The 24,079-nt window shown below is 66.1% G+C and carries 17 protein-coding genes and 2 tRNA genes; 7 read left to right on the top strand and 12 right to left on the bottom strand.

Annotated elements, in window-relative coordinates; genetic code table 11:
* The first annotated feature begins 57 nt into the window (after positions 1-57).
* Genes ACP7AX_RS16985 through ACP7AX_RS16995 form a run of 3 tightly spaced genes read left to right on the top strand, consistent with a single transcriptional unit; the run spans position 58 to position 2,559 of the window.
* A complete protein-coding gene (locus ACP7AX_RS16985) occupies positions 58-924 on the top strand; it encodes a winged helix-turn-helix domain-containing protein (RefSeq protein ID WP_426228076.1) in 867 nt (288 codons plus the stop codon).
* Between the two features lie 52 nt (positions 925-976).
* Entirely contained in the window at positions 977-1,504 is a 528-nt protein-coding gene (locus ACP7AX_RS16990; protein ID WP_426228078.1) for a SixA phosphatase family protein, read from the top strand.
* Positions 1,505-1,554: 50 nt separating this feature from the next.
* Entirely contained in the window at positions 1,555-2,559 is a 1,005-nt protein-coding gene (locus tag ACP7AX_RS16995; protein ID WP_426228080.1) for an EamA family transporter, read from the top strand.
* Between the two features lie 640 nt (positions 2,560-3,199).
* On the opposite strand, the gene ACP7AX_RS17000 is transcribed toward ACP7AX_RS16995, so the two are convergent.
* The 5 genes from ACP7AX_RS17000 to ACP7AX_RS17020 form a co-directional block, all read right to left on the bottom strand.
* Entirely contained in the window at positions 3,200-3,859 is a 660-nt protein-coding gene (locus tag ACP7AX_RS17000) for a TetR/AcrR family transcriptional regulator (protein WP_426228082.1), read from the bottom strand.
* Positions 3,856-5,892, bottom strand: coding sequence for a YhgE/Pip family protein (locus ACP7AX_RS17005; protein ID WP_426228084.1), 2,037 nt, complete (start codon positions 5,890-5,892; stop codon positions 3,856-3,858). Before ACP7AX_RS17005 ends, ACP7AX_RS17000 begins: the two co-directional genes overlap by 4 nt.
* Positions 5,889-6,581: an ABC transporter ATP-binding protein gene (locus tag ACP7AX_RS17010; RefSeq protein ID WP_426228086.1), complete on the bottom strand. Its 693-nt coding sequence runs from the start codon at positions 6,579-6,581 to the stop codon at positions 5,889-5,891. The genes ACP7AX_RS17005 and ACP7AX_RS17010 overlap by 4 nt, the downstream gene beginning before the upstream one ends.
* Positions 6,582-6,649: 68 nt before the next feature.
* Positions 6,650-8,164, bottom strand: a complete 1,515-nt coding sequence (locus tag ACP7AX_RS17015; RefSeq protein WP_426228088.1) for a dihydrolipoyl dehydrogenase family protein — start codon at positions 8,162-8,164, stop codon at positions 6,650-6,652.
* A gap of 95 nt (positions 8,165-8,259) precedes the next feature.
* Positions 8,260-8,333, bottom strand: a tRNA-Arg gene (locus tag ACP7AX_RS17020).
* A 275-nt stretch (positions 8,334-8,608) separates the two neighbouring features.
* Between ACP7AX_RS17020 and ACP7AX_RS17025 the strand changes: the two genes are divergently transcribed.
* A complete protein-coding gene (locus tag ACP7AX_RS17025; protein ID WP_426228090.1) occupies positions 8,609-10,435 on the top strand; it encodes a phosphoenolpyruvate carboxykinase (GTP) in 1,827 nt (608 codons plus the stop codon).
* A 68-nt stretch (positions 10,436-10,503) separates the two neighbouring features.
* On the opposite strand, the gene ACP7AX_RS17030 is transcribed toward ACP7AX_RS17025, so the two are convergent.
* From ACP7AX_RS17030 to ACP7AX_RS17045, 4 genes are all read right to left on the bottom strand, one after another.
* Entirely contained in the window at positions 10,504-11,664 is a 1,161-nt protein-coding gene (locus ACP7AX_RS17030) for a globin domain-containing protein (RefSeq protein ID WP_426228092.1), read from the bottom strand.
* Positions 11,665-11,800: 136 nt separating this feature from the next.
* A complete protein-coding gene (locus ACP7AX_RS17035) occupies positions 11,801-12,250 on the bottom strand; it encodes an Rrf2 family transcriptional regulator (RefSeq protein ID WP_131684969.1) in 450 nt (149 codons plus the stop codon).
* 20 nt (positions 12,251-12,270) lie between these two features.
* Complete coding sequence (locus ACP7AX_RS17040; RefSeq protein WP_426228094.1) at positions 12,271-12,795, bottom strand: hypothetical protein; 525 nt, start codon at positions 12,793-12,795, stop codon at positions 12,271-12,273.
* Positions 12,782-14,200 (bottom strand): phosphomannomutase/phosphoglucomutase, encoded by a 1,419-nt coding sequence (locus tag ACP7AX_RS17045; protein ID WP_426228096.1) that lies wholly within the window; start codon positions 14,198-14,200, stop codon positions 12,782-12,784. The genes ACP7AX_RS17040 and ACP7AX_RS17045 overlap by 14 nt, the downstream gene beginning before the upstream one ends.
* A 118-nt stretch (positions 14,201-14,318) precedes the next feature.
* Here ACP7AX_RS17045 and ACP7AX_RS17050 point away from each other — a divergent pair, with 118 nt between their 5' ends.
* Complete coding sequence (locus ACP7AX_RS17050; protein ID WP_426228098.1) at positions 14,319-16,499, top strand: RecQ family ATP-dependent DNA helicase; 2,181 nt, start codon at positions 14,319-14,321, stop codon at positions 16,497-16,499.
* Here ACP7AX_RS17050 and ACP7AX_RS17055 read toward each other — a convergent pair.
* The 3 genes from ACP7AX_RS17055 to ACP7AX_RS17065 all read right to left on the bottom strand — a co-directional run bounded on the left by ACP7AX_RS17055 (position 16,423) and on the right by ACP7AX_RS17065 (position 20,476).
* Positions 16,423-17,904 carry an MFS transporter gene (locus tag ACP7AX_RS17055; protein ID WP_426228100.1) on the bottom strand — a complete coding sequence of 494 codons (1,482 nt, stop codon included), beginning with the start codon at positions 17,902-17,904 and terminating at the stop codon, positions 16,423-16,425. The genes ACP7AX_RS17050 and ACP7AX_RS17055 overlap by 77 nt on opposite strands.
* Before the next feature lie 114 nt (positions 17,905-18,018).
* Positions 18,019-18,106, bottom strand: a tRNA-Ser gene (locus ACP7AX_RS17060).
* Positions 18,107-18,223: 117 nt separating this feature from the next.
* The gene (locus ACP7AX_RS17065) at positions 18,224-20,476 is read right to left on the bottom strand and encodes a prolyl oligopeptidase family serine peptidase (protein ID WP_426228102.1); all 2,253 of its coding nucleotides are present in this window, start codon (positions 20,474-20,476) and stop codon (positions 18,224-18,226) included.
* Between the two features lie 75 nt (positions 20,477-20,551).
* Here ACP7AX_RS17065 and ACP7AX_RS17070 point away from each other — a divergent pair, with 75 nt between their 5' ends.
* Together ACP7AX_RS17070 and ACP7AX_RS17075 are read left to right on the top strand one after the other, a co-directional pair.
* Complete coding sequence (locus ACP7AX_RS17070) at positions 20,552-22,531, top strand: FAD/NAD(P)-binding protein (RefSeq protein WP_426228104.1); 1,980 nt, start codon at positions 20,552-20,554, stop codon at positions 22,529-22,531.
* 435 nt (positions 22,532-22,966) lie between these two features.
* A complete protein-coding gene (locus ACP7AX_RS17075; RefSeq protein WP_426228106.1) occupies positions 22,967-24,079 on the top strand; it encodes an ABC transporter substrate-binding protein in 1,113 nt (370 codons plus the stop codon).

Here is a 24,079-nt window from a genome sequence, read left to right on the forward strand (position 1 = left end):
CGGGGAAAACCAGCATTCGAGCCGCGATGACGGCCATTCACATTGAGGTAAGCAAACATGACCGTTGCATCCGGATACGTCCACATCTCCGTCCGTAACGCAGGCAAGGCCCCCCAGGCCTCAGGCCTCCGCCAAGGCTTCGGTGCCCGCCCGGCATTCGGCCCCGGCGGCCCCGGCGCCGGCATCCAGGCGCCCGCCTACGCACCCCAGGGCTACAACCCCAACTCCTACGGCCAGCTCCGCGCCGTCCAGCCCGTCGAAGCCGCTCCGCTCACCGCACCGACGCCCGTTATTGCCGGAGCCGACGCCGTACGGCCCGTTGCCAACGAGAACCTGGCCCGTGGCTTCGTCCTGTACATGGGCATTGATGAAGAGACCGCCGCGGCTGCCGGAACGTCCATTGCCAAGCTGGCCCAGGAAATCCGCGCTTACGCACAGTCACTCGTAAGCGGCGCTGAGAGCTACGCTGCCGTCGCTGTGGCCCCAGCAGGCACGCCCGGTTCCGCGCTCGACGTCGTCCGTTCCACGTTCGGCGACCCAACAGTCAACGCACAGAAGCGCACTGAGACTGCCCGCCTGCAGCAGCCCCAGGATCCGCGTCCCTCGGGCGTCCTGATCGACCTGGCCCGCCGCGAAGTCCACCTGGACGGCGAGTCCCTCAACCTGACCTTCAAGGAATTCGAACTCCTGAACTACCTCGTGGAGAACGGCACCCGTACCGTGGGCCGTGATGAACTGCTTGAAGGCCTGTGGCGCAATGCCGAGGAAGTCCCCAACGAGCGCACCATCGACGTCCACATCCGCCGCCTCCGCTCCAAGCTGGGCCGCCTCGCCAACACTGTGCGCACCGTCCGCGGCCAGGGGTACCGCTTCTACGAGCACCCCGAAGTTGTTGTCTGGGCCGCTCCGGAATACTCGATCTAGTCGACTTCAGCGACGCAACAGCGGGTTTCTGCTGCGGCGCTAGGCTTGGGGGATGAGCGAGCACCATATTAAGCGCCTGGTGATCATGCGACACTCCAAAGCCGATTGGCCCGGCGGTGTGGCTGATCACGAACGGCCGTTGGAGGAGCGTGGCCACCGGGAGGCGCCGCTGGCCGGGAAATGGCTGGTTAAACACGGCATCGTGCCGGACTTCATCCTGTGCTCCAGCGCGCTCCGCACCCGCCAGACGTGCACGTGGGTCTGCTCCGAACTGGGGGACAAGGCCCCGACGCCGAAGCTCGAGGATGGTTTGTACGCCGCCTCCGCGCTTCGCATGCTCACAGTGGTCAACCATGTCCCGGACACCGTCACCACCCTGATGCTGATCTCGCACATGCCCGGAGTCCAGGACCTCGCCATGCATCTTGCTTCCCGCGACTCCAACCACGACGCCTACATGGACGCTGCCACCCGCTATCCCACCAGCGCGCTCACGGTGCTGGAGACGGAAAAATCCTGGGCCGAACTGGACGGGCAGGACGCCCGGCTGACCAAGTTCAAGGTGCCAAGGGCGCACTGACCACGAAGCCGGCACAACCCCGGCTGCCACCGTCTGCAATAGTTGGACGGGTGAACCTCCGCCACTCCTTCCTTGCCCTCCTGGTCGCCGTGCTCTGGGGCCTGAACTTCGTGGCTATCGACCTTGGCCTGCACGCGGGCGAGCATGAAGTTCCGCCGCTCCTGTTTGTGGCCATGCGGTTCATCCTGGTGGTCTTTCCGCTGATTTTCTTCATCAGGAAGCCGGCCGTCAGCTGGAAGGCGATCGTTGGCGTCGGACTCTTTATGAGCGCGGGCCAGTTCGGTCTCCTCTATGTGGCCATGGCGGTGGGCATGCCCGCCGGCATTGCTTCCCTGGTGCTGCAGGCGCAGGTTCTCCTGACGGTTCTCTTGGCCGCCATGTTCCTCGGGGAGCGGCCCACCCGCCGTCAGCTGGCCGGCGTCGTCCTGGGCGTTGCCGGGCTGGCCGTGGTGGCTTTGGGCCGCAGTGCTGTGGCACCGTTGCTCCCGCTCATCATTGTGCTCGGAGCGGCGCTGTCCTGGGCCGCCGGAAACGTTATTGCCCGGCAGGCGAAAGCCGCCTCAGGGCTGGGGCTGGTGGTCTGGTCCGGTGCCGTTGTGCCGGTTCCCCTGGCCGGACTGTCCTTCCTGGTCGACGGGCCGGAGGCCGTGCTGGGGGCGCTGGGGGACCTGCAGCCGGTAACGCTTTTGAGCGCGTTGTACACCGCCATCTTCGGGTCGCTGGTGGGGTACGGGATCTGGAACTGGCTGCTGGCCCGCTACCCGTCCTCGGCCGTGGTCCCTTTCACGCTGCTGGTGCCGGTGGTGGGAATGACCGCCGCGTGGCTCGTTCTGGGGGAGGTGCCTGCGCCGGCCGAGCTGCTGGGCGGTCTGCTCCTCCTGGGCGGGGTGGCGACGGCGGTGCTCACCGTAAGCCGCAGGCCCGGTCAGCGGCGGGACGGGGCTTTGGATCCCGGCTTGGGTGCCGGTTTGCGAACCGGGGAGGCTGACGATGCGGGCCGCTTCGCTGCCGCCCCGGGCAGGCGCGCCGGAGCGCGGGACCCGGACGAACCCTGACCCGCAGCGGTCCGGGCTCCCGTCCCCTGCGTTGCTGAACCCTGCGTTGCTGAACCCCGTGTTGCTGAACCCCGCGTTGCTGAACCCCGCGTTGCTGAACTCCGCGTTGCTGAACCTCGTGCTGCTGACCCACTGCCAGCGGGAAACCTGGCCGCGGGCCGGCGGGAAGAGGAAGCGGGCCGCCGCTTGGCCGCCGAGGGCTTCCGCCGTGCAACCCCCGGCCCCCTGACGGCGGGCCACGCCGCCCCAAGGAACAGGACCACCAGCGTGACGATTGCAGAGCCGCCGGCAAGAAAGAAATAATTGTCGGGGTCTCCCGTGGGCAGCGGCGTACCAATAATCGAGGACTGGTTGGCGTACGCGAGTTCCCAGGTGCTGACGAAGGCCAGCGAAAAGGCCAGGGTCAGGCTGGTGCCCACGCCAACCGCCACAGCTACGGCGTACCGGCGCCTCGAGAGAACTTCAAAGAGTGCCGCGGCATAGGCCAGGGCCAGCAGTCCGAGGAATGTGAACATGACCGGCTCTTCGAGGGTGACGGCCGTCAAAACCAGCATGAGCAGCGCCACCACGGCCGTGACCAAGGCGAGCTTTCCGCTGTTCCCCATGTGACGCATGTGATCAATCATCGCTGAGCCAAAAGCTACTTAACGACGTAGCCGCGCATAATTGCCATGATTGCTGCAACGCTTTGGTCACGGGTGCGCTCCGGGTTATAGGTCTGGCGGTCCAGCCCCACCACAAAGCAGGCACCGAAGATTGCTGTCTCCAGGCTGCCGCGCGAAACGCCCACGTCCACAGGATGAACAGCGGCCACCTTATCGATGGCTGCGCCGATCACTGCGAGCAGCTCCGCACGGAGGACGGCAAACGTGTCCTGCCATTCGCTGGGGATACGCCAGTTCTCGCTTACCCACAGCCGCGCGAAGGACGGGTACTCCGCCATAAAATCCATGGCCTGCCCGATCATCGCCTCCATCGACACCAAAGGATCGGCCGCAGCTTCGCCCTGCTCGGTCAGCAGGCGTTCCTTCAGGATGTCCACGCCGTGCCGGAGCAGTTGGGCAATCAGATCCGATTTGCTGCCGAAGTTGTAATAGACAGTGCCCTTGGACACCCCCGCCGCCGCGGCGATCTCGTCCATGGTCACGCCGGCGGTGCCACGTTCGCCGATCAGTTCCATCGACGCCTCGAACAGCTTTTGACGCGTGGCATTAGTGCGTTCCGGGCGCAGCTTCTTGTCGGCAGGACCCGCCCCGGCCGCGGCCCCGATTCCGGTCCCAGCCCCGGTTCCGCGGCTCATACCGCGATCTCCGGCTTCAGCGACTTGAGGGTCCAGTATTTGTGCTTCCGCACCGCAAGCGTGGACATGGCCGCCCCCAGCAAGGTGTAGCCGAGCAGGCCCATCACGGTGGGCAGGATCATGGACAGGTCAGCGCCGTAGATCAGGTGCCGCATGCCCGTCACCACGTAGCCCATCGGCAGGACCTGGTGCACCACATGCAGCGGCTGCGGCGTGGTCTGCCAGGGGAAGGTTCCACCGGAGGACACCAGCTGCAGCACCAGCAGGATCAGCACCACAAGCTTTCCAGGCGATCCCAGCAAAGCCACTACGCCCTGGATGATGGCACTGAACGCCATGGCCGCGGCCAGCATAAAGAGCCACATCAGCACCGGATGCGCCGGGTTCAGGCCGAGGGCCAGATCAACCACCAGAGTCAGCAGGCTTGCTTGCACCACTGAAACGGCAAGGAACGGAAGCCAGCCCCCGACGGCGATTTTCCAGGCGGGGGCATTTGACGCCAGGGCCCGCTGGGTGATGGGCCGCATGGCCTGGATCAGCATGAAGATGCCGATCCACAAAGCGAGGGTCAGGAAAAACGGCGCCAGCCCTGCACCGTAGGAGTCTGCCTTGGCCTGGGAGACATTGCTGACGGCAACGGGATCGGCGATCACCTGCGACAGGCTGCTTTTTTGCGAGTCGTCAGGGTTGGGCACCTGTCCCGCACCCTTGGAAATTTGGTCGGCCAGCGTCCGGGAGCCCTCCGCGGCGGTGCGGGTCCCCGCCTCAACCTGCCCCGCGCCGGCGTCGAGCGTCTCTGCTCCGTCCGCCAGGCGTCCGGCGCCGTCGAGGGCTGTCTGCTGCCCGGTGGCCAGCGTGGCTGCGCCGGTGTGCAGCTGGTCGGCGCCTGCCGAGGCCTGGCCAATGGCGTCCTTGAGGGCCGGGGTAGCTGCAGCGAGCTGGGCCGCACCCACACTCACGGCTTCGGAGCCGTCTGCCAGTTGCTGGATCTGCGCCGCATCGGTTTGGATGGTGGTCTTAGCTACGGATACCGGGCCGGAGGCTGCTGCGGTGTCAAAGTCGGCAAGGATGCTGTCCGCCTGCGCCTGGGTGATGACCTGCTCGGCCACCAGGCGGGCGTTCGATTCGCTGACCCGTGTCCGGAACCCCTGGCCGGCGGCGTCGAGCTGGGTGACGACGCCCTGGATCTTCGTGTTCAGCTGGGCGTTTCCGGCAGCCACCTGGGCTGCGCCGTTGGCGAGCGTCTGCGAATCCGTCGGCAGGGTGGCTGTCTTGTCCTTGAGCACCGAAAGCCCGCTGCTGAGCTGCCCGGCGCCGTCGGTCAGCTGGTTTGCCCCATCCCGGAGTTTCAGCTGCCCTGCGTACAGTTCCCCTGCGCCGTTTTTCAGCTCGCTGGTGCCCGTATGCAGGGCGGTGGTGCCGTCGCGGAGGGACGCGACACCGTCGGCAAGTTGCCCCGCCCCGCCGGCCGCCTCGAGCATCTGGGCATGGATGGTGCCGAAACCGGTGAGCAACTGGTTGGCGGTCTCTTCGCCCACCTCCTTGGCCACGGTGGTGTGCACGGCGGTGGTCAGCTTGTCCACGATGGTGCTCAGCAGGTAGTTGTTGGCATCGTTGGTGGTGACGTTCAGCATGGCCTGGCTGGCCGAATCGAAGCTGCCGGGGGAGACGAGGTTGGTGGAGAAGTCGTGCGGGATCTTCAGTGCGAAGGCGTACTTGCCGCTGCTGACTCCCTCATCGGCCTCGGCTGCAGTGCCTACCGGCGTCCAGTTGAAGACGTTGCCGTCCACCAGTCCGTCCGCCACCTTCCTGCCGGCCTGAAGTTCGGTGCCATCGCCGGACGTGGCGCCGGTATCTTCGACCACCAGGGCGGCATCGATCTGGTTCAGGTTCCCATAGGGATTCCAGTTGGCGTACAGGTACACGGCCCCGTAGAGCAGCGGCACCATGATCAGCGCCAGAATGGTCAGCTTGGGCAGCAGCCCGCCGGTCATCCGCTTGAGTTCGGAACGGGCGAGCCGCAGGACAGTCACTTGGCATCCTCGGTTTCGAGTCGGAGATCGCTTTCGGGCGTCCTGGCCGGAACGCCCCCGGGGTGGTGGACCGAGTTGCCGATCACTGCTGCCGGTCCCTTCCACCCCGCCGGGAGGGCAGCAACGGTGACGACGACGGCGAGCGGCCGGCCGCCGTCGTACGCCAGCTGTTCAAGCCGCGGGAGCCAATCCGCCGCGTGGGCGCTGTGGCGGTCCGGGGAATCCACCACCAGGAGGTCTGTGTGCGGGTTGGCCAGAGCGAGGGCTGTCAGCAGCTCCATCCTGCGGTCCGGCGGCAGCTGTTCGGTCCACAGATCCGCAATGTCCTCGAACCTGTTGACCTTCAGCCAGGGCTTGCTGAGCAGCGTCCCCCGGTAACGGCGGGGGATCAGGGCGAGGTCCTCGGTGACGAGGTCGCGCACGCTGAGGTGTTCCTCCGGTTCGTTCACACGGGGTGAATCGACCAGGGCGCTGGCGAGGCGGAGGGCCTTGGTGCCGGGGCTGCCATCCCACAGGATGCGCCCGCCGGTGGGTTTCATGCGTCCACTGACGGCCAAGGCAAGGGCGGTCCGCTGGTCCTGGCGTCCGCCGGTGACTAGGAGCAGGCCGCCGCGGCCGGCGCGTAAGGAGGTGGGCGGAAGGAGGTCGCCGCGCCGGCCTTTCACAAGGAGTTGCTGAGCGGAGAGCAAAGATGACCTTTCGCAGGAAGCTATCTGCTCCCAGTCTAACTAAACTGACCGGTCAGTCCAAATAGAACCTAGAGGCCGTACTTCTCCAGCAGTCTCAGCCACACTTCGCTGACCGTGGGGAACGACGGCACCGCATGCCATAGCCGCTCCAGCGGGATTTCGCCCACCACGGCGATGGTGGCGGCGTGCAGCAGTTCGGCCACCTCCGGGCCGGCGAACGTGGCGCCCAGAAGCACCCTCCGGTCCTCGTCGATAACCAGTTGCGCCCAGCCCTCGTAGTGGTCTGACCGCAGGGACGCGCCGGAAACCTCGATGGGAAGTTCCACGGATGAGGCGTTGTAGCCATCCTCGCGGGCTTGCTGCAGCGTGCGCCCCACGGTGGCGAGTTCCGGATCCGTGAACACCACACGCGGGACGGCGTGTTCGTTGGCGGTGTGGGCGTAGCGGCTCCAGGCTTCCGGGGTGCCGCGGAGTTCGCCTTTGGCCCGTGCTGCAATGGCGTCCCCGGTGGCCCGGGCCTCGTACTTGCCCTGGTGGGTGAAGAAGTTGCCGCCGGCGGCGTCGCCCACGGCGTAGAGCCAGGAGTCGTTGCCTGGGGCTCCTTGGACCAGGCCCGTCGAATCGGTGGTGAGCGTCAAGGCATTGCCGTCCTGAGCGGTGAAGCCGAGGCTTTCCAGGCCAAGACCCTCGAGGGCAGGATGCCGGCCGGTGGAGACCAGGACCTTGTCAACGGTGACGGTCCTCTGTTTGCCGGTGTCCTGACCGCCCGTGTTCTCGCCGTCGGGGTTCAGATCGTCGGGGTTTTGCTCGCCCAGGGTCAGTTCAAAGGTGCCGTCGTTGTTTTCCCGGACGGTTTCCGTCGTGGTGTTGAGGCGGATCTCCACACCGTCAGCCCGTAGCCCGGCTGCTACGAGATTCGACGCCTCAGCCGGAAAGCTGCGCAGCAGGCCACTCCTGGCCACCAGGGTCACGGCCGAGCCCAGCCGGGCGAAGGCCTGGGCCAGTTCTGTCCCGGCCACCCCGCCGCCCACCACTGCCAGCCGGCCGGGCACCTCTTTGGCTGAGGTGGCGTCCCGGGTACCCCAGACCTGCAGATCGGCCAGCCCTTGGATGGGCGGCATGGTGGGGGTTGAGCCGGTGGCAAGGACGACGGCGTGACGCGCCGTGAGTTCGTAGGAGTTACCGTCCAGTCCGGCTACTTCAACCGAGCGCTTCCCGGTGATCCAGCCGTGGCCCCTGATCAGTTCAATTCCGGTGTCCTCCACCCACTTCACTTGCCCGTCATCCTGCCAGTTGCCGGTGAAGTAGTCCCTGCGCTTGAGGACCGCGGCCACATCCAGGGTTCGGGTGACCGCTTCCGCCGCCCCTGGAACCGTTTGGGCGCCATGCAGGGCGGTACCGGAGCGGAGCAGGGCCTTCGAGGGGATGCAGGCCCAGTACGAGCACTCACCGCCCACCAGTTCGGCCTCCACGAGGACCGCAGTCAGACCGCCCTGGACCACCCGGTCCGCCACATTTTCTCCTGCGGCGCCGGCGCCCAGCACGATGACGTCAAATTCGCGGGTCAGAGCCTGAGTGGTCATTGGTCCAGCCTACGCCGGGGCATGCGGGGTTCCAGGGGTTCGCTGGATTAAAGCAAAAGACCCGCGCCGGCGAACCGGTGCGGGTCTTTAGGATGTGCGCCCAGAGGGATTCGAACCCCCGGCCTTCTGTTCCGTAGACAGACGCTCTATCCAGCTGAGCTATGGGCGCATCTTGTGTTTCGCGGAGTATCTCGCTCCCCGAACCTCGAATTACTTTACGCGAGGCTGGCACCTCCTGCCAAATCGAGAAGCATGTAATGTCGACGACTAGACCGGTCTAGGTGACCTTTGTCACTTAATTTCATGGTTTTGCACGTTCCTCCCTTGGTTTTGCGCGGTTTCTCGCTCAAACGCGCACGAAGTTGCAGCGTGGGCCAGAAAATCAGGCCCGGGCGGCCCAATAGCATTTAGGACACACCGACGAACCCGAGGAAGGGAACCGCAATGGGCGATCTGGCACAACAGCCGCTGCTTGAGAAAGCACCCACCACACATGCAGCACTGCTCGCATGGGTCGAAGAGGTTGCGGAGCTCACGCAGCCGGACCGCATCCACTGGGTTGACGGCTCCGAAGAAGAGAACACCCGGCTCACGGACGAACTGGTCGCCGCGGGAACACTGACCCGGCTGAACCAGGAGCTCTTCCCGGACTCTTTCGCAGCTTTCTCGGACCCCGCAGACGTGGCCCGGGTGGAAGAGCAGACCTTCATCTGCTCCGAGAACGAACGCGACGCCGGCTTCACCAACAACTGGATGGCGCCCACCGAGATGAAGGAAAAGCTGCGTGGCCTGTTCACAGGCTCCATGCGCGGCCGCACCATGTACGTGATCCCGTTTGTTATGGGCCACCTCGACGCTGAGGATCCCAAATTCGGCGTCGAAATCACGGACAGCGCCTACGTGGTCGCATCCATGCGCATCATGGCCAATATCGGAACGGCGGTACTGGACAAGATCACCGAGACCAACGCCTTCTTCGTTCCGGCACTCCACTCCCTGGGTGCTCCGCTCGCGGAGGGCCAGAAGGACGTCGCCTGGCCCTGCAACCCGGACAAGTGGATTGTCCACTTCCCCGAAGAGCGCTCCATCTGGTCCTTCGGCTCCGGCTACGGCGGAAACGCCCTGCTGGGCAAGAAGTGCTACGCCCTCCGCATCGCTTCCGTGATGGCACGCGATGAAGGCTGGTTGGCCGAGCATATGCTCATCCTCAAGCTGACCTCCCCGGAGCAGAAGAAGTACTACGTCTCTGCGGCCTTCCCGTCCGCCTGCGGCAAGACCAACCTCGCGCTCCTCGATCCCACCATCGAAGGCTGGAAGGTCGAAACCCTGGGTGATGACATCACCTGGATGCGGATCGGCAAGGAAGGCGAACTCCGCGCCACCAACCCCGAGGCCGGCCTGTTCGGCGTAGCCCCCGGCACCGGCTGGGGCACCAACCCCAACGCCATGCGCGCCATCGCCAAGGGCCACAGCATCTTCACCAACGTTGCACTCACGGACGAGGGCGGCGTGTGGTGGGAGGGTATGACCGATGAGGTTCCCGCCCACCTGACCGACTGGCAGGGCAACTCGTGGACCCCGGACTCGGACAAGCCAGCCGCACATCCCAACTCGCGCTTCTGCACGCCAATTTCCCAGATCGACATGCTGGCCGAGGAATACAACAGCCCCGATGGTGTGGAGCTCTCTGCCATCCTCTTCGGCGGCCGCCGCAAGACCACGGTGCCCCTGGTAACCCAGGCCCGCGACTGGACCAACGGCATTTTCATGGGCTCCACGCTGTCCTCGGAGACCACAGCAGCTGCTGCCGGCCAGGTGGGCGTGCTCCGCCGCGACCCGATGGCCATGCTGCCGTTCATCGGCTACGACGCCGGTGACTACCTCAAGCACTGGATCAGCGTTTCCTCCAAGGCCAACCCGGCGCGGCTGCCCAAGATCTTCCTGGTCAACTGGTTCCGCCGGACAGCTGACGGCGGATTTGCCTGGCCTGGCTTTGGTGATAACGCCCGCGTCCTCAAGTGGGCCATCGAGCGCATCGAAGGCAAGGCCGCCGCTGTGGAGACCCCCATCGGCTTTGTTCCGACCGGCGACTCGCTGGACCTCACCGGACTGGACCTGACCCACGCCGACGTGGAGGACGCCGTGCGCGTTGATCCCGGGGAATGGGCCGCTGAACTGGCTTCCATCGAGGAGTGGTACGCCAGGTTCGGTGACTCCCTGCCCGAGGCACTGACCTCCGAGCTTGCCTCATTGAAGGCACGCCTGGGCTGAAACCCCTAAAGTACGACGACGGCCCCGCACCTTTTTCGAAAAGGTGCGGGGCCGTCGTCGTACGCTTTCTAGCTGGCGAGCCAGATGTCGGGGCCGAACACTTCGTAGTGGATCCGGGTAGCGGGGATGCCGGCGTTGATGGCCTCGTTGCGGATGTTCTTCATAAACGGCAGCGGCCCGCACAGGTACAGCGAGGCGTCGGCCGGAAGATCCACTTCGCGAAGGGACATAAAGCCTTCCTTGGTCCCGGCGACCGGGCGCTCGAGCCAGAGCTGAAGATCGGCCCCGTCGAGGCGTTCGACGTCATCGGTCATCTGGCTGCGGAGGGCCCAGCTTTCCAGGTCGCTTTCAGCATGCAGGACCAACACCTGGCGGTCCGAGCCGGAATCGGCCAAGGAGCGCAGGATGGACGCGGTGGGCGTGCAGCCGATTCCGGCCGAGGCCAGGACCACAGGGCCGTCGCCTTCCTTGAGCGTGATTTCGCCGTAGGGGTTGGAAATGTCCAGGACGTCGCCCACCTCGACGCTGTTGTGCAACACGGGCGAGACTTCGCCGCCGTCGTCCTTCTTTGTGGTGAAGCTGCGGCTTGTGCCGGCTTCGCCGGACAGCGAGTACTGGCGGACCTGGCGCAGGCCGTCCGGCAGGGTCACTTTCACGCTGACGTACTGGCCCGGGAGGGCCGGTGTTATGGGGGTGTCGTCGGCGGGTTCCAGGGTGAACGTCATGGAACCGGTGCCGGCGGCCGTCTTTGCTGCGACCCTCCAGGGGCTCCACATCTTGCCGTTGGCCTGCGCAGCGTAGAGGCCTTTCTCCAGCTTGATCAAAGCGTCCGCCATCAGCCAGTAGACCTCGGTCCAAGCCTCGGCGATTGCCGGCGTGATGACCTCGGCCAGGTCTTCGGCGATGGCATCGAAGAGGTGCTTATAGACCACCTGGTACTGCGGTTCGGTGATTCCGAGGGACGCGTGCCGGTGGGCGATGCGGGCGAGCACGGTCTCGGGAAGAGTGCCGGGATTACTAACCAGGTGGGTTGCGAAGGCGGCGATGCTTCCGGCCAGGGCCTGCTGCTGGTTGCCCGAGCGCTGGTTGGAACGGGAGAAGAGCCCGTCAAGCAGTTCGGGATGAGCGGCGAACAGCCTGGAATAGAAGTTGGGGGTGATGGCTCCGATCCGCGAGCCGACGAGCGGCAGCGTTGCCTCAATGACTGGGCGGGACTTGTCCGAGAGCATGCGTACTCCTGATGTAGGGACCGGGCGTTCATCCGGCCGTATTCAATACTCGTATTTGCAATGCGAGTATTCATATCCAAAGTTCTACACCTTGTAGAATTTCGAATCAAATCGGTGACGTGCGGGGCTTCGGGACTTAGAGGCCGGGCCGCAGCCCGATCATGGCAAAGACGGGCGCCATCTGCCGGAAGCTGGGAAGTTCGGCAATAACCAGCGGATCGAGCTCCCGGTAGAAAGCCTCCCGGGCACGGGCCAAGGCGCCGCGCAGCCGGCACTCATTGATGAGCGGGCATTCGCCATTCAGGGTGTGGCAGTCCGCCGGGTCTGCACGGGTATTCAAGAGCCGCAACAGCTGGCCCACCGTTGCCGTGTGGCCCACCGCGCTGAGCCTCGAGCCGCCGTTCCGGCCCCGCTCGACGTCAATCATGCCCAGCTCACGGAGCCTGGCCATGGCTTTGCTGACGTGGTTGTACGGGGTGCCCACAGCGTTGGCGATGCTCTGCGTGGTCAGCAGGTTACCGTCCGGGGCTGCGGCGAGCACCATCATTGCCCGCAGGCTTACGTCCGCAAAGGCATTGAGTCTCATGTCATCAACCTAGCGGAGGTCTAGTCCACCCAGATGGCGGGTTCGCTGGAATCAGCTGCCAGCTGGCCGAACTCCCATTCGTGGGGGGACTCCGTGTTGGGTTTATATGGCAGCACAGCCGCAAAAAGGGAGCCGTCCCTGTGTTCGGTAGCCACATGGATGGCGTCCGAGTCCTCCTCCACCAGGAGGATGTCGCAGACCACCGCCGCGGCGCGGAACTCACCCCTGTTCTGGCGGAGCAGTTCGGTGAGGTCGCTGATCATCGAGTCGGCGTCGAAGTCGGCATCCGAACCGTCCTTGGCGTCAGCGGGGGTGACGGCCATCAGCCGGACTTCACCGTCGTTTTCCACCACCAGGGCGAACGGCAGGAACCCGCCGTTCCGCTGCAGCTGTTCCTGGGCCGCGCCGATGCCCGTGCCCAACAGGTTTTCAAGGTCCGTGGCAGTGGCTTCCGGGACGCTGTCCCGCCAGGACGGGGTTTCCACAGGGGTATCCGCGGAGCCACTGGAGGCGTTGGAGTCCACGTACGGTTTAGCGCCGGACATTGGAGAGCACGCGGTCGCGAACACGTTCCATGGTGGGACGGTCCGTTGCTTCCACGTTCAGGCGGAGGAAGGGCTCGGTGTTGGAAGGACGCAGGTTGAACCAGTAGCTGCCGTCGTTTGCCGTGAACGTGCTGCCGTCCATGGTGTCGATGGTGATGTCTTCCGCGGCAAAATCTGCCCGGACCCGCTCAACGGCTGCGGCCTTGTCGTCGATCTCGGAGTTGACCTCACCGGAGGAAACGTAGGGCTCGTACTCGCGGCCGAGCTCGGACAGCGGGCCGTCCTGCTCCCCGAGGGCAGCCAGGACGTGCATGGCGGCCAGCATGCCTGTGTCAGCGTTCCAGAAGTCGCGGAAGTAGAAGTGGGCGGAGTGCTCGCCGCCGAACACCGCGCCTTCCTCTGCCATGACTGCCTTGATGAAGGAGTGGCCCACGCGGGTGCGGACCGCACGGCCGCCATCGTGCTCTACAAGCTCCGGCACTGCGCGGGAGGTGAGCAGATTGTGGATGATGGTGGGCTTCGCCTCACCCTGAGCCTGGGCGCGGGCAATTTCGCGGCGCGCCACCATGCCGGTGATGGCCGACGGCGAAACGGGCTCACCCTTTTCGTCAATGACGAAGCAGCGGTCGGCGTCGCCGTCGAACGCCAGTCCGATATCGGCGCCGTGGGCGAGGACAGCGGCCTGCAGGTCACGGAGGTTTTCCGGCTCAAGGGGGTTGGCCGGGTGGTTGGGGAACGAACCGTCCAGCTCGAAGTAGAGGGGGATGATCTCGAACGGAAGCTTGTGCAGGAGGGCGTCGCCCAGAACCGCCGGGGTGGTGAGGCCGGCCATGCCGTTGCCGGCGTCGACCACGACCTTCAGCGGGCGGGAGCCGGAGAGATCCACCAGCTTGCGCAGGTACACGGCGTAGTCCTTGAGGACATCGTGGACGCCGATCAGGCCGCGTGTGGGCGCTGCCGGGATGGAGCCGGTGTTGAGGTAGTGCTCGGCGAGTGCCTGGATTTCCTTGAGTCCGGATTCGGAGGAGATGGGCTGCGCACCGGCCTTGGACATCTTGATCCCGTTGTACTCCGCGGGGTTGTGGCTGGCAGTGAACGTTGCGCCGGCCGCGTTCAGTGACCCGCAGGCGAAGTAGAGTTCGTCGGTGGAGATCAGGTCCAGCAGCTGGACGTTGGCTCCGCGGGTGGCGGCACCGTCTGCGAACGCTTTGCTGAATTCGGGGGAGGACGGGCGCATATCGCCGCCCACGAGGACAGTCTGGCCTTCCAGCTCAAGGACATCGACGAACGCGGCTCCGACGGCTTCGACGATTTCGGCCGTGATGGAATCACCCACGATTCCCCGGACGTCGTAGGCCTTGAAGGATGCCGAGAGGTCAAAAGTTTTTGTCTGTTCGCTAGTCACGGGTCTTATCTTACGTGGAAGCGGACAGGTGCCTGTTGAGGGGAAGTGGAGCACTGACCGTATCCACATAGTGGGCCTCCGGGTCCTCGCTGTCGGTGGCGGCTGGGATACTGAATCAATGGCCGATACCCAGAACACCGCCCTTCGCCCCGCCGCTGCTGCTGACTCCGGTCCCACCAGGACCCAGGCGCTGAAGGTCCTCCGTGAACTTGTGGGGCATCCGGAAGCGGGCTTCCACGACGGGCAGTTTGAAGCCATCGAAGCACTGGTCGACGGCGGCCGGCGGGCTTTGGTGGTCCAGCGCACCGGTTGGGGAAAATCGGCAGTGTACTTTGTGGCCTCCCTGCTGCTCCGGCGCCGCGGTGCAGGCCCCACCCTGATCGTCTCGCCGCTTCTGGCCCTGATGCGGGACCAGGTCGCCGCGGCCGCCCGTGCCGGCGTCCGGGCCGTGGCAATCAACTCCGCGAACCAGCTGGAGTGGGACACCGTCCGGGAACAGCTCGCGGCCGATGAGGTGGACGTGCTCCTGGTCTCGCCGGAACGGCTCACCAACCCCTCATTCCGGGAAAACCAGCTGCCGGAGCTCATCCGCCGGACCGGTCTGCTGGTCATTGACGAGGCCCACTGCATTTCCGACTGGGGCCACGACTTCCGGCCGGACTACCGGCGGATCGCGGACCTCATCACGCAGCTGCCTGACTCCGTGCCTGTGCTTGCCACCACAGCAACGGCCAATTCGCGGGTGGTCCACGATATCGAGGAACAGCTGGGCGCCGGTGTCCTGACCATCCGCGGCACCCTCGGCCGCGACTCCCTGCGCCTGGGCGTCCTGGCACTGCCCAACTCCCGCGAACGGCTGGGCTGGCTCCTGACCCATCTCGCCGACCTCCCCGGCAGCGGCATCATCTACACCCTGACAGTCTCCGCTGCCGAAGACACGGCGCGTCTTCTTGCCGAAGCGGGTCACGAGGTGCAGGCCTACACGGGCCGGACCGATCCTGCGGACCGCGAACGGGCTGAGCAGCTCCTCAAGGACAACCAGGTGAAGGCGCTTGTGGCCACCTCCGCCCTGGGAATGGGCTTTGACAAGCCGGACCTTGGGTTCGTTGTGCACCTGGGGGCTCCGTCTTCCCCGGTGGCCTACTACCAGCAGGTGGGGCGTGCGGGCCGTGGCGCGGCAAACGCAGACGTGCTGCTGCTGCCCGGCTCGGAAGACCGCGATATCTGGCAGTACTTCGCCACTGCTTCCATGCCCTCCGAGGAGAAGGCCAGTGCCGTGCTGACCGCCCTGGCTGAAGCAGGCACGGCCGTGTCAACGGTTGCCTTGGAAGCGCGGGTTGACCTGCGCCGCACGCCGCTGGAACTGCTGCTCAAGGTTCTGGCCGTGGACGGTGCCGTGGAACGGGTCGGCGGCGGCTGGCGGTCCACCGGCCAGCCCTGGTTCTACGATTCTGAACGCTACCGCCGCATTGCCGAAGCCCGGGTGGACGAGCAGGACTCCATGGTGATTTACCAGGACACGGCCGGCTGCCGGATGGAGTACATCACCTCGGTTCTGGATGACGAAACGGCGCACGCCTGCGGACGGTGCGACAACTGTGCCGGCCGCTGGTTCCCCGCGGACATCGCCGAGGACGCCACCGCGGCCGCCGGGCAAACCCTCAGCCGCGCCGGCGGCGTGCTCGAGGCACGCCTGCAGTGGCCCAGTGGCATGGACCGCCTGGGCGTTCCGGTGAAAGGCAAAATCAAGCCCGACGAATCACTGACGGACGGCCGGGTGCTGGCCAGGCTCACCGATCTGGGCTGGGGCGGGGCGATGCGTGGGATTTTCGCGGCCGGGGCAGAAGACCGGCCGGTCGATCCGGCCATGCTGCAGGCATGCGTCCAGGTCCTGCGCGAATGGGCAACTCCTGTTGGCCGGAACCCGGGTTGGAGCGGTGCGGGCAGGCCGGCGGCAATCGTCAGCATGCCCTCACGCAGCAAACCTGAACTGGTCCGCTCGCTTGCGCAGGGGATCTCGGAAATCGGCAGGATGCCCTACCTGGGCGAGCTGGACCTCGGCCATGGCGGACCAACGGGAAGCCGGGGCGGCAACAGCGCGTACCGCTTGGCCGGCGTCTGGGACCGCGTGGTGGTGGGCCCGGAGCTGGAGGCTGCTTTGGCTTCCCTGGGCGGTCAGGGCGTGATGCTGATTGATGACCTCGTGGACAGCCGCTGGACAGTCACCGTGGCTGGACGCGCCCTGCGGCGGGCGGGTGCGGGGGCTGTTCTTCCGCTTGTTCTTGGCCAGGCCGGCTGACGGCGGCACCGGCCTGCCGGTGAAGGGCCAGGCTGTCCGCCGTGCTGAGGAGCATCAGGACAGCCATGGTCAGGAAGGCCCCGCGGTACGGGCCGGCCGGATCTGCGGAGAAGGCGCCCACGCCGTCGAAAATGCGGATCAGGAGCGCGCCCACCGCAATGCCGGCACCTGCAGCCAGCTGCACCAGCGTGGCGGATACGGTGTTGGCGGAGGTGAGCTGGGCGGGCCCGATGTCCGCATACTGCACCGAGGCGTAGGCGGAGAAGCCGATTGACCGGAATGCCCCGCTGAGGACCAGCAAGGCGAAGATCAGGGCTTCCGGCGTGTCAGGAGTGATCAGGGCGCAGGCGGCGAAGGTTGCCGCGGAGGCCAGCGAGCCGAAGACCAGCATGGCCCGGAAGCCGAAGCGCCTGATCAGCGGGGTAGTAGCCGGCTTGATGCCGATGTTGCCGACAAAAACCGCGGCCACCATGATTCCGGCGTGGATCGGCGACCAGCCGAAGCCGGCCTGGAACATCAGCGGCAACAGGAACGGCACCGAGGTAATGGTCAGCCGGTAAACAAACCCACCGGTGGCCATGGCACGGAAGGTCCGGGTGGAAAAGACGGTGAGGTCAAAGAGCGGGGTTCTGGCGCGCCTCATCCACAGCACCGCGGCAACCAGGGCCGCTGCACCTGCAGCTGCGCTCAGGGCTGCCCATGGCCCGTCCGGGTGGGCGGTGGCCAGTTCCAGGCCAACCACCAGGGCGCCAACTCCCGCGCTGGTGAGGATCAGCCCGAGCCAGTCCAGCCGCCGCTGACGGTCTCCGGCGCCGGTAGGGACCAGCCGCAGGGCAGCGATGAAGGCTGCCACACCCAGCGGCAGATTGATGAGGAAGATCCAATGCCAGGACAGGTAAGTGGTCAGGGCCCCGCCCGCCAGTGGAGCCAGTACGGGGGCGAGCAGTGCCGGCCACACCAGGAAGGCTGTGGCGCGCAGCAGTTCTGACTTGGGTGTTCCGCGGAGCACCACCAGCGTCCCCACCGGGACCATCATGGCCCCGCCTGCGCCCTGGAGGATCCGGCTGAGGGTCAGCATGGTGAGGTCGGTGCTCAGGGCACAGGCCAAAGAAGCCAGGGTGAACAGCGCGATCGCCAGGCAGAACACGCGGCGGGCCCCCATGCGTTCGGCGAGCCAGCCGCTGAACGGGATACCCATGGCCACGGTCATGAGGTAGGCGGTCATGGTGATGTTGACGTCGGCGGCGGGCACGCGCAGGTCCGCGGCGATGCTGGGGATGGCGGTGGTCAGGATGGTGCCGTCGAGGATTTCCATGAAGAAGGTTGCGGCTACCAGCAGGGCAAGCCGGGGATTCCACACCTGATGAGTGCTGGGTTCCGTGTCCGTGCCGTTGCTTGCTGCCATTGAACCATCCTGCCACCGCGGGCTAACGGTGCGCGCTGCGTGTCCGTACGCCGGACTGGCTGAACCCAGAACCCGGGTACGCAAAAGGCCCCGGTCAAGGACCGGGGCCAAACGCGGAGACGGGGGGATTTGAACCCCCGGTGGAGTTGTGCCCCACACTTCATTAGCAGTGAAGCCCATTCGGCCGCTCTGGCACGTCTCCAATTGCTATTCCTAGCCCACCAAGGATACGCAGAACGGGGCATGCAGCGCAAAACGGGAGCCCGGCGCCGCCGGGAGCGGCGACTCAGGCCGCTGTTCGCGCCGAACTGGGGCCGCGTCAGGCGCCCCCGCCAGCCAACGTCCGCCACAGGAAGTGCTGGCTGCGTGCCTGGAGTGCCGCCGCCTGCCGGTTGTCGGAGGCACCGGCGTGGCCACCCTCCAGCGCCTCGTGGAACCAGACATTGGGGATGCCCATGGCCTCCATCCGCGCAGCCATTTTGCGGGCCTGGACCGGTCCCACCCTGTCATCGGACGTGGCCGTCCAGATGAACGTCTCCGGGTACTCCACCCCGTCCTTGAGCAGGTGGTAGGGCGAGAACGTTTTAATGTACTCCCATTCCTCAGCCACATCCGGGTCGCCATATTCGGCGATCCAGGAGTGGCCGGCGGAGAGCTTGGTGTAACGCCTCATGTCCAGCAGCGGCACTCCGCACGAGACCGCACCAAAGAGTTCCGGGTAGCGGGTGAGCATGTTGCCCACCAGCAGCCCGCCGTTGGAGCCGCCCACGCAGCCAAGCCGTTCCCGTGACGTGACCCCGCGCGAGATCAGGTCCTGCGCCACTGCCGCGAAGTCCTCGAAAGCGCGGTGCCGGTTCTCCTTCAGGGCTGCCCGGTGCCACGACGGTCCGTACTCGCCGCCACCGCGGATGTTGGCCACCACATAGACCCCGCCGCGGGAATGAGCTGCCTCGCCCGGCCCACCAGGGGCGGTGGTCCGGCGCTCCAGCCACGCCCTGCCCACGGTCCCGCTGTAGGCAGGGGTCCTGGAAATCTCAAAGCCGCCATAACCGGAGAGCTGCGTGGGGTTCTGCCCGTCCAGGACAAGCTCCCGCGAGGCAACCTGAAAGTAGGGGACCCGGGTGCCGTCTGCCGAAACAGCGAAGTGCTGCTGCACCTCGTAGCTGGCATCATCAAAGAACGACGGCGACGCCTTGACTGCCGTATGGCTGCTCACCACGCCGCCCGTCCCGGCGCCGTCCCTCACCAGGGTTCCGCGCATCAGCGTGCTGGGGGTGGTGAAACCAGTGGCGACCAGCCAGAAATCGTCGCCCGCACCGCCGTCGGCCGGTCCCTCATCCTCGTCGTCCACTGCGTAGGCGTTGACGTCGTGCAGCGGCGGGCAGGCGTCCAGCAGGGAGGAAGCCCAGGCAGCACCGCCCGCCGCCAGGCCCGGCCTGGAGGGGTCCAGCACCCGGATCTCGGACGAGACGTCGCGCAGAAGATTCAGCAGCAGGAAATTCCTGGTCCAGCTCCACGACTGCAGCGAGGTGTGGGCATCCGGGGTGAACAGCACCGAGATTTCCCGCGTCCCTGCAACGTAGTCCTCGAATTTGGCCGCGAGCAGCGAACCTGCAGGGTAGGTGGTGCCGTCCAGAACCCAGTCGCGCTGCGGCCGGAACAGCAGCCACTCCCGGTGGGCGCTGAGGTTCACATCCGTAGGGGCATCGATCTCCACCAGAACGCCGTCAGCCTGCACAAACGTGCGGCGGTTGAAGAAGTCGATGTAGTCCACCGCGAAAGTGCGCTCGAAACCGGGCGTGGAGTCGTGCGCGGCCAGGGCCATCATGTGGTCCTCAGCCACCTCAAAAAGCCGGGCAGCGGCGGACAGCGCTTCGCCGCGCCGCAGCGTGACGGCGGTCCGGGCGTAGGAGGACGCCGTCTTGGGCAGGTCCCCGGCGGTGGAGGCAACCAGCAGCGTGTCCGCATCCAGCCACGAGACGTTCCCCTTCGCCGTCGGGAGGTCAAAGCCGCCGGCTGCGGGGTCAACAAAGGTGCGGCTTCCGACGTCGAACTCCCGGTAGCGGTTGGCATCGCCGCCGTCGGGGGAAAGCGCCAGCAGCGCCAGTTTGTACGGCTCCCCAGCGGCAGGGCGAAGGAAGGTGGCTCCGTGGAAAACCCACTCCTCACCTTCCGCGGCGGCGAGTGCGTCCACGTCCAGGAGGACGTCCCATTCGGGGGAGTCCGTTACGTAGCTCTCCCAGGTGGTGCGGCGCCACAAACCCTTGGGGTTCGCCTGGTCCTTCCAGAAGTTGTAGTAGAAATCGCCGCGTTTGCCCACCATGGCGATCCGGTCCGTTGAGTCCAGCACCTCCAAAATGCTTCCTTCCAGGCCGGCGTAGTCAGCGTCCTCCAGAAGGTCCTCGGTGCGGGCGTTCTGCTCCCGGACCCAGTCAAGCTGCGCCTCGCCGTAGATTTCCTCGAGCCAGACGTTCTCGTCGGTGGGTTCAGGGGCGGCCCCGCCGCTGGAGGCATTCGAAGAGGCATTGGGGGAGGAAGAACCGGGCGCTTGATCAGCTGCTGTGGTGGTCATGCGCCCCATCCAAACAACATCTGAGCGCAGCGTGCAAGTCAAACACAACGGGCATGGGCCGATACTCTGGATGCCGTGGGTAAATCGCAGAGCATCCGGACAGCCATCATCGGCGCCGGCCCCCGGGGTACCAGTGTCCTGGAACGCCTGCTCGCCAACGCCGCTGCCCGCCCCGGCTCCGGACTCCACATTGACGTGATTGATCCCTACCCGGCGGGTCCCGGACATGTGTGGCAGCCTGACCAGTCCCGGCTGTATCTCATGAACACCCAGTCCTTCTATCCCACGGTCATCCCTGAGGACCCCGGGCTGGCCAAGCCCCTCGCCGGCACCACGTTCGACCGCTGGCGCGCCCGCCAACAAACCGGTCCGCTACCCTCCCTCACGCCGGATGAACGGTCGGAACTGGCCGCGCTGGGATCCCGCGACTTTCCCAGCCGCGCGCTCTACGGCCGCTACCTGCGCTGCACGCTCGAGGAGCTCATGGCAAAGCTCCCCGACGGCGTCACCGTCAGCTTCCATGAGACGGAAGCCGTGTGGGTGCGCCCAACCGTAACCGGCGGTGGAACATCCGCGGAGGAGGCCGGCCCCGGCGGCGCAACAGCAGTCGCCGGAACGTTCGACGTCGGACTCGCCGGCGGCGGCTCGCTGACCGTCGATTCCGTGGTCCTCGCCCTGGGGCACCTGAGTTCCCGGCTCAACCCGGAGCAGCGCGAGCTGCAGTCGTCAGCGAAGCAGCTGGGCCTGAAGTATTTCCCGCCCGCCGTCCCTGCCGACGTCGACTGGTCCGCCATCCCTGCCGCGGAACCTGTTCTGGTGCGGGGGATGGGGCTGAACTTCTTCGACGTTATGGGGCAGCTCACCGAGGGCCGGGGCGGGAAATTCATCGACGCCGGTGGCAGGCTCGAGTACCAGCCCTCCGGTCAGGAGCCGTTGATCAGTGCCGCCTCCCGCCGCGGCACCCCCTACCGGGCCAAGGCCGCGCTGGGCGGTTACTACCCGTCGTCGGTCACCCTGCGGTACCTGACAGACGCGGCGCTGGCGCGGTTCGCGGCAACCGGGATCACTCCGGGCTTCGATCACGATCTCTGGCCGCTGCTGCACCGCGACACGCTCTGGGCCTACTACTCCACCCTGGTGCGCTCGCAGAAGGGCGTAGTCCCGGACCCGGCCGTGTTCCTGGCTGCGTTGGATGAGGCCCTGCGCCCCCACGCTCACAGTGCCGCCAGTTGGGAGGCCGCGGTGGAGAGCGTCCTGGCAGTGCATATCGGGCCGCGGCACCGCCTGGACCTGCTGGGCCTGGCCTCCCCGCTGGCCGGCCGGTCTTTCGCGTCGCGGGCTGAACTGGACGCCGCCGTGGTGGATTATCTCGTTGATGACGCCCGCCGTTCAGCGCTGGGGGAGCAGGACCCGGTGAAGATGGCCATCGGTGCACTGCATCACGGGCGGGCGGTGCTCAAGACAGCAGTGGCCGACGGCGGCATCACCGATGCGTCGTGGGTCGCCGGTCTCCGTGGCTGGTTCGAGTCGTTTGTGGAGGGACTTGCCAGCGGGCCGCCGGCCCTCCGTTCCGAGCAGTTGTCCGCCCTGGCCCGGGCCGGGGTGGTCAGCTTCGTGGGGCCCGATCCGCGGTTCGGCGTTGACCGGAGGACCGGACGTTTTACTGCCGTTTCACCGTGGGTGGGAGGTCCGCCGGTCACCGCGACGACGATGGTGGAGGCACTTGCGCCCGCCAACCGGGTGTCCGCCAATGACTCGCCGCTCCTGGAACAGCTGCTCGCGGACGGAATGGTGCGCCCGCGGCTGATGATGACGGCCGAAGGTGCCCCGGTGCAGTCCACAGGTCTTGACGTTGCCCCGCACCCGTACCGGCCGGTGGCGTCCAACGGCGCAGTCCCGGACGGTCTGTACGTGTTGGGCCTGCAGCTTTCTGCCTCCCAGTGGGGAACAGCCATCGCCGCGGAAGCCATCCAGCCGGGCGGTCCTACCTACCCCAGCGGCCAGCGGACACTGCGCGACGCCGACGAAATCGCCCGGGCCATCGTCGGCAACTGAACGGCCCCCTGAATCCAACGCTGTGGTGAGGCAGTACACAGCGTTGCAATAATCCGCGGCTTCGGGAAGAAATATTTGCCTCCGGAACACCGCTCACCGCGTCCGCAGCAGAAACATGCTGCGTCGTGAGGCGTAGCTGTTTGTGGTTCCGACGTCCCCATGTTGAGCGGCCGCGTCATTGCGTTGCCTTCCATGACGTCCCGCGCCCTGCTCCCCTACGCCACGTTGCGCACTGTTGTGGTGGATGACGCCGCGTTGACCCATGAGTCCCGGATTGCCGGTTAAGACGCGCTGTAGACGCCTGTGACCCGCGGTTTCTTCGTGTGAACGCCACCCTTCTTCCCCGGATTTTTCTCTGTTCTAGTGGTTGCCACGAGCCAGCCGGCCCGGAGCCGCATCAACGGGTTCCACCCACCAAGCGCAGAAAGAATCCCCATGAACTACCGAACCAAGCCCGCAGCAACAACAACCACCGCCGGCCCCAGCCGAGGCCTGGGACGGCGTATGGCCGCTGCCGCCGTGTCAGCCATCGCCGTGTCCCTGGTGCTGGCGGGTTGTGGCGGCGCAGCAACGGCACAGTCAGGAGGGGCACAGGGTGCCGGCGGCTCTGAAGTGAAAACCGTCCGGTACCAGGGTTCGCCCAACACCGTTGCGCTGGTGGAAGTGGCGGAGGACCTCGGCTACCTCGGTGACGTCAAACTCGAGTGGGTCAGCAACACCACCAGCGGCCCGCAGAGCATCCAGTCGGTTGCCACGGATCAGACGGACATCGGCGGAGCATTCACCGGCGCCGTGATCAAGCTGATAGAGGCCGGCGCACCGGTGAAAGCCGTCATCAACTACTACGGCGAGGACAGGGACACCTTCACCGGCTACTACGTCGAGGAAGGCAGCCCCATCAAAACCGCCCGGGACCTGATCGGCAAGAAGATCGCAGTGAATACCCTGGGTGCCCACCACGAAGCGGTCATCAATACCCACCTGAAGAACAGCGGACTCACGCCGGAGGAAATCAAGCAGGTCCAGCTCGTGGTGGTGCCGCCGAACGAAACTGAGGTGGCCCTGCGCAAGAAGCAGGTCGACGTCGGGACGCTTGGCGGTGTGCTCCAGGACCGTGCGCTCGCCGAGGGCGGCGTGCGCGCCCTGTTCACCGACGTCGGCGTCATCGGCGGTCCCTTCGATGCCGGCCAGTACGTCCTCCGGAACGACTTCCTGGCGAAAAACCCCGAAACCAGCCGCACCCTGGTCACCGGCGTCGCGAAAGCCATCGAGTGGGAGCGCACCACCCCACGGGAGCAGGTGATCGCCAAGTTCGAGGAAATCATCGCCAAGCGCGGCCGGAACGAGAGCACCGAAGCGCTGAAGTACTGGAAGAGCGTAGGGGTGGCATCACCCGGCGGGCGGATCCAGGACACCGACTTCACCCGCTGGTCCGACTACCTGAAATCTGCGGGGATCATCACCGGCGGCCTTGACACCACCAAGCTCTACACCAATGAGTTCAACCTGCTCGATACCCCGGCGCCTGCTGCAACCTCGAAAGGATAG

The organism is Pseudarthrobacter sp. DSP2-3-2b1 (assembly GCF_049895945.1).
In the GTDB taxonomy this organism is placed as follows: domain Bacteria; phylum Actinomycetota; class Actinomycetes; order Actinomycetales; family Micrococcaceae; genus Arthrobacter.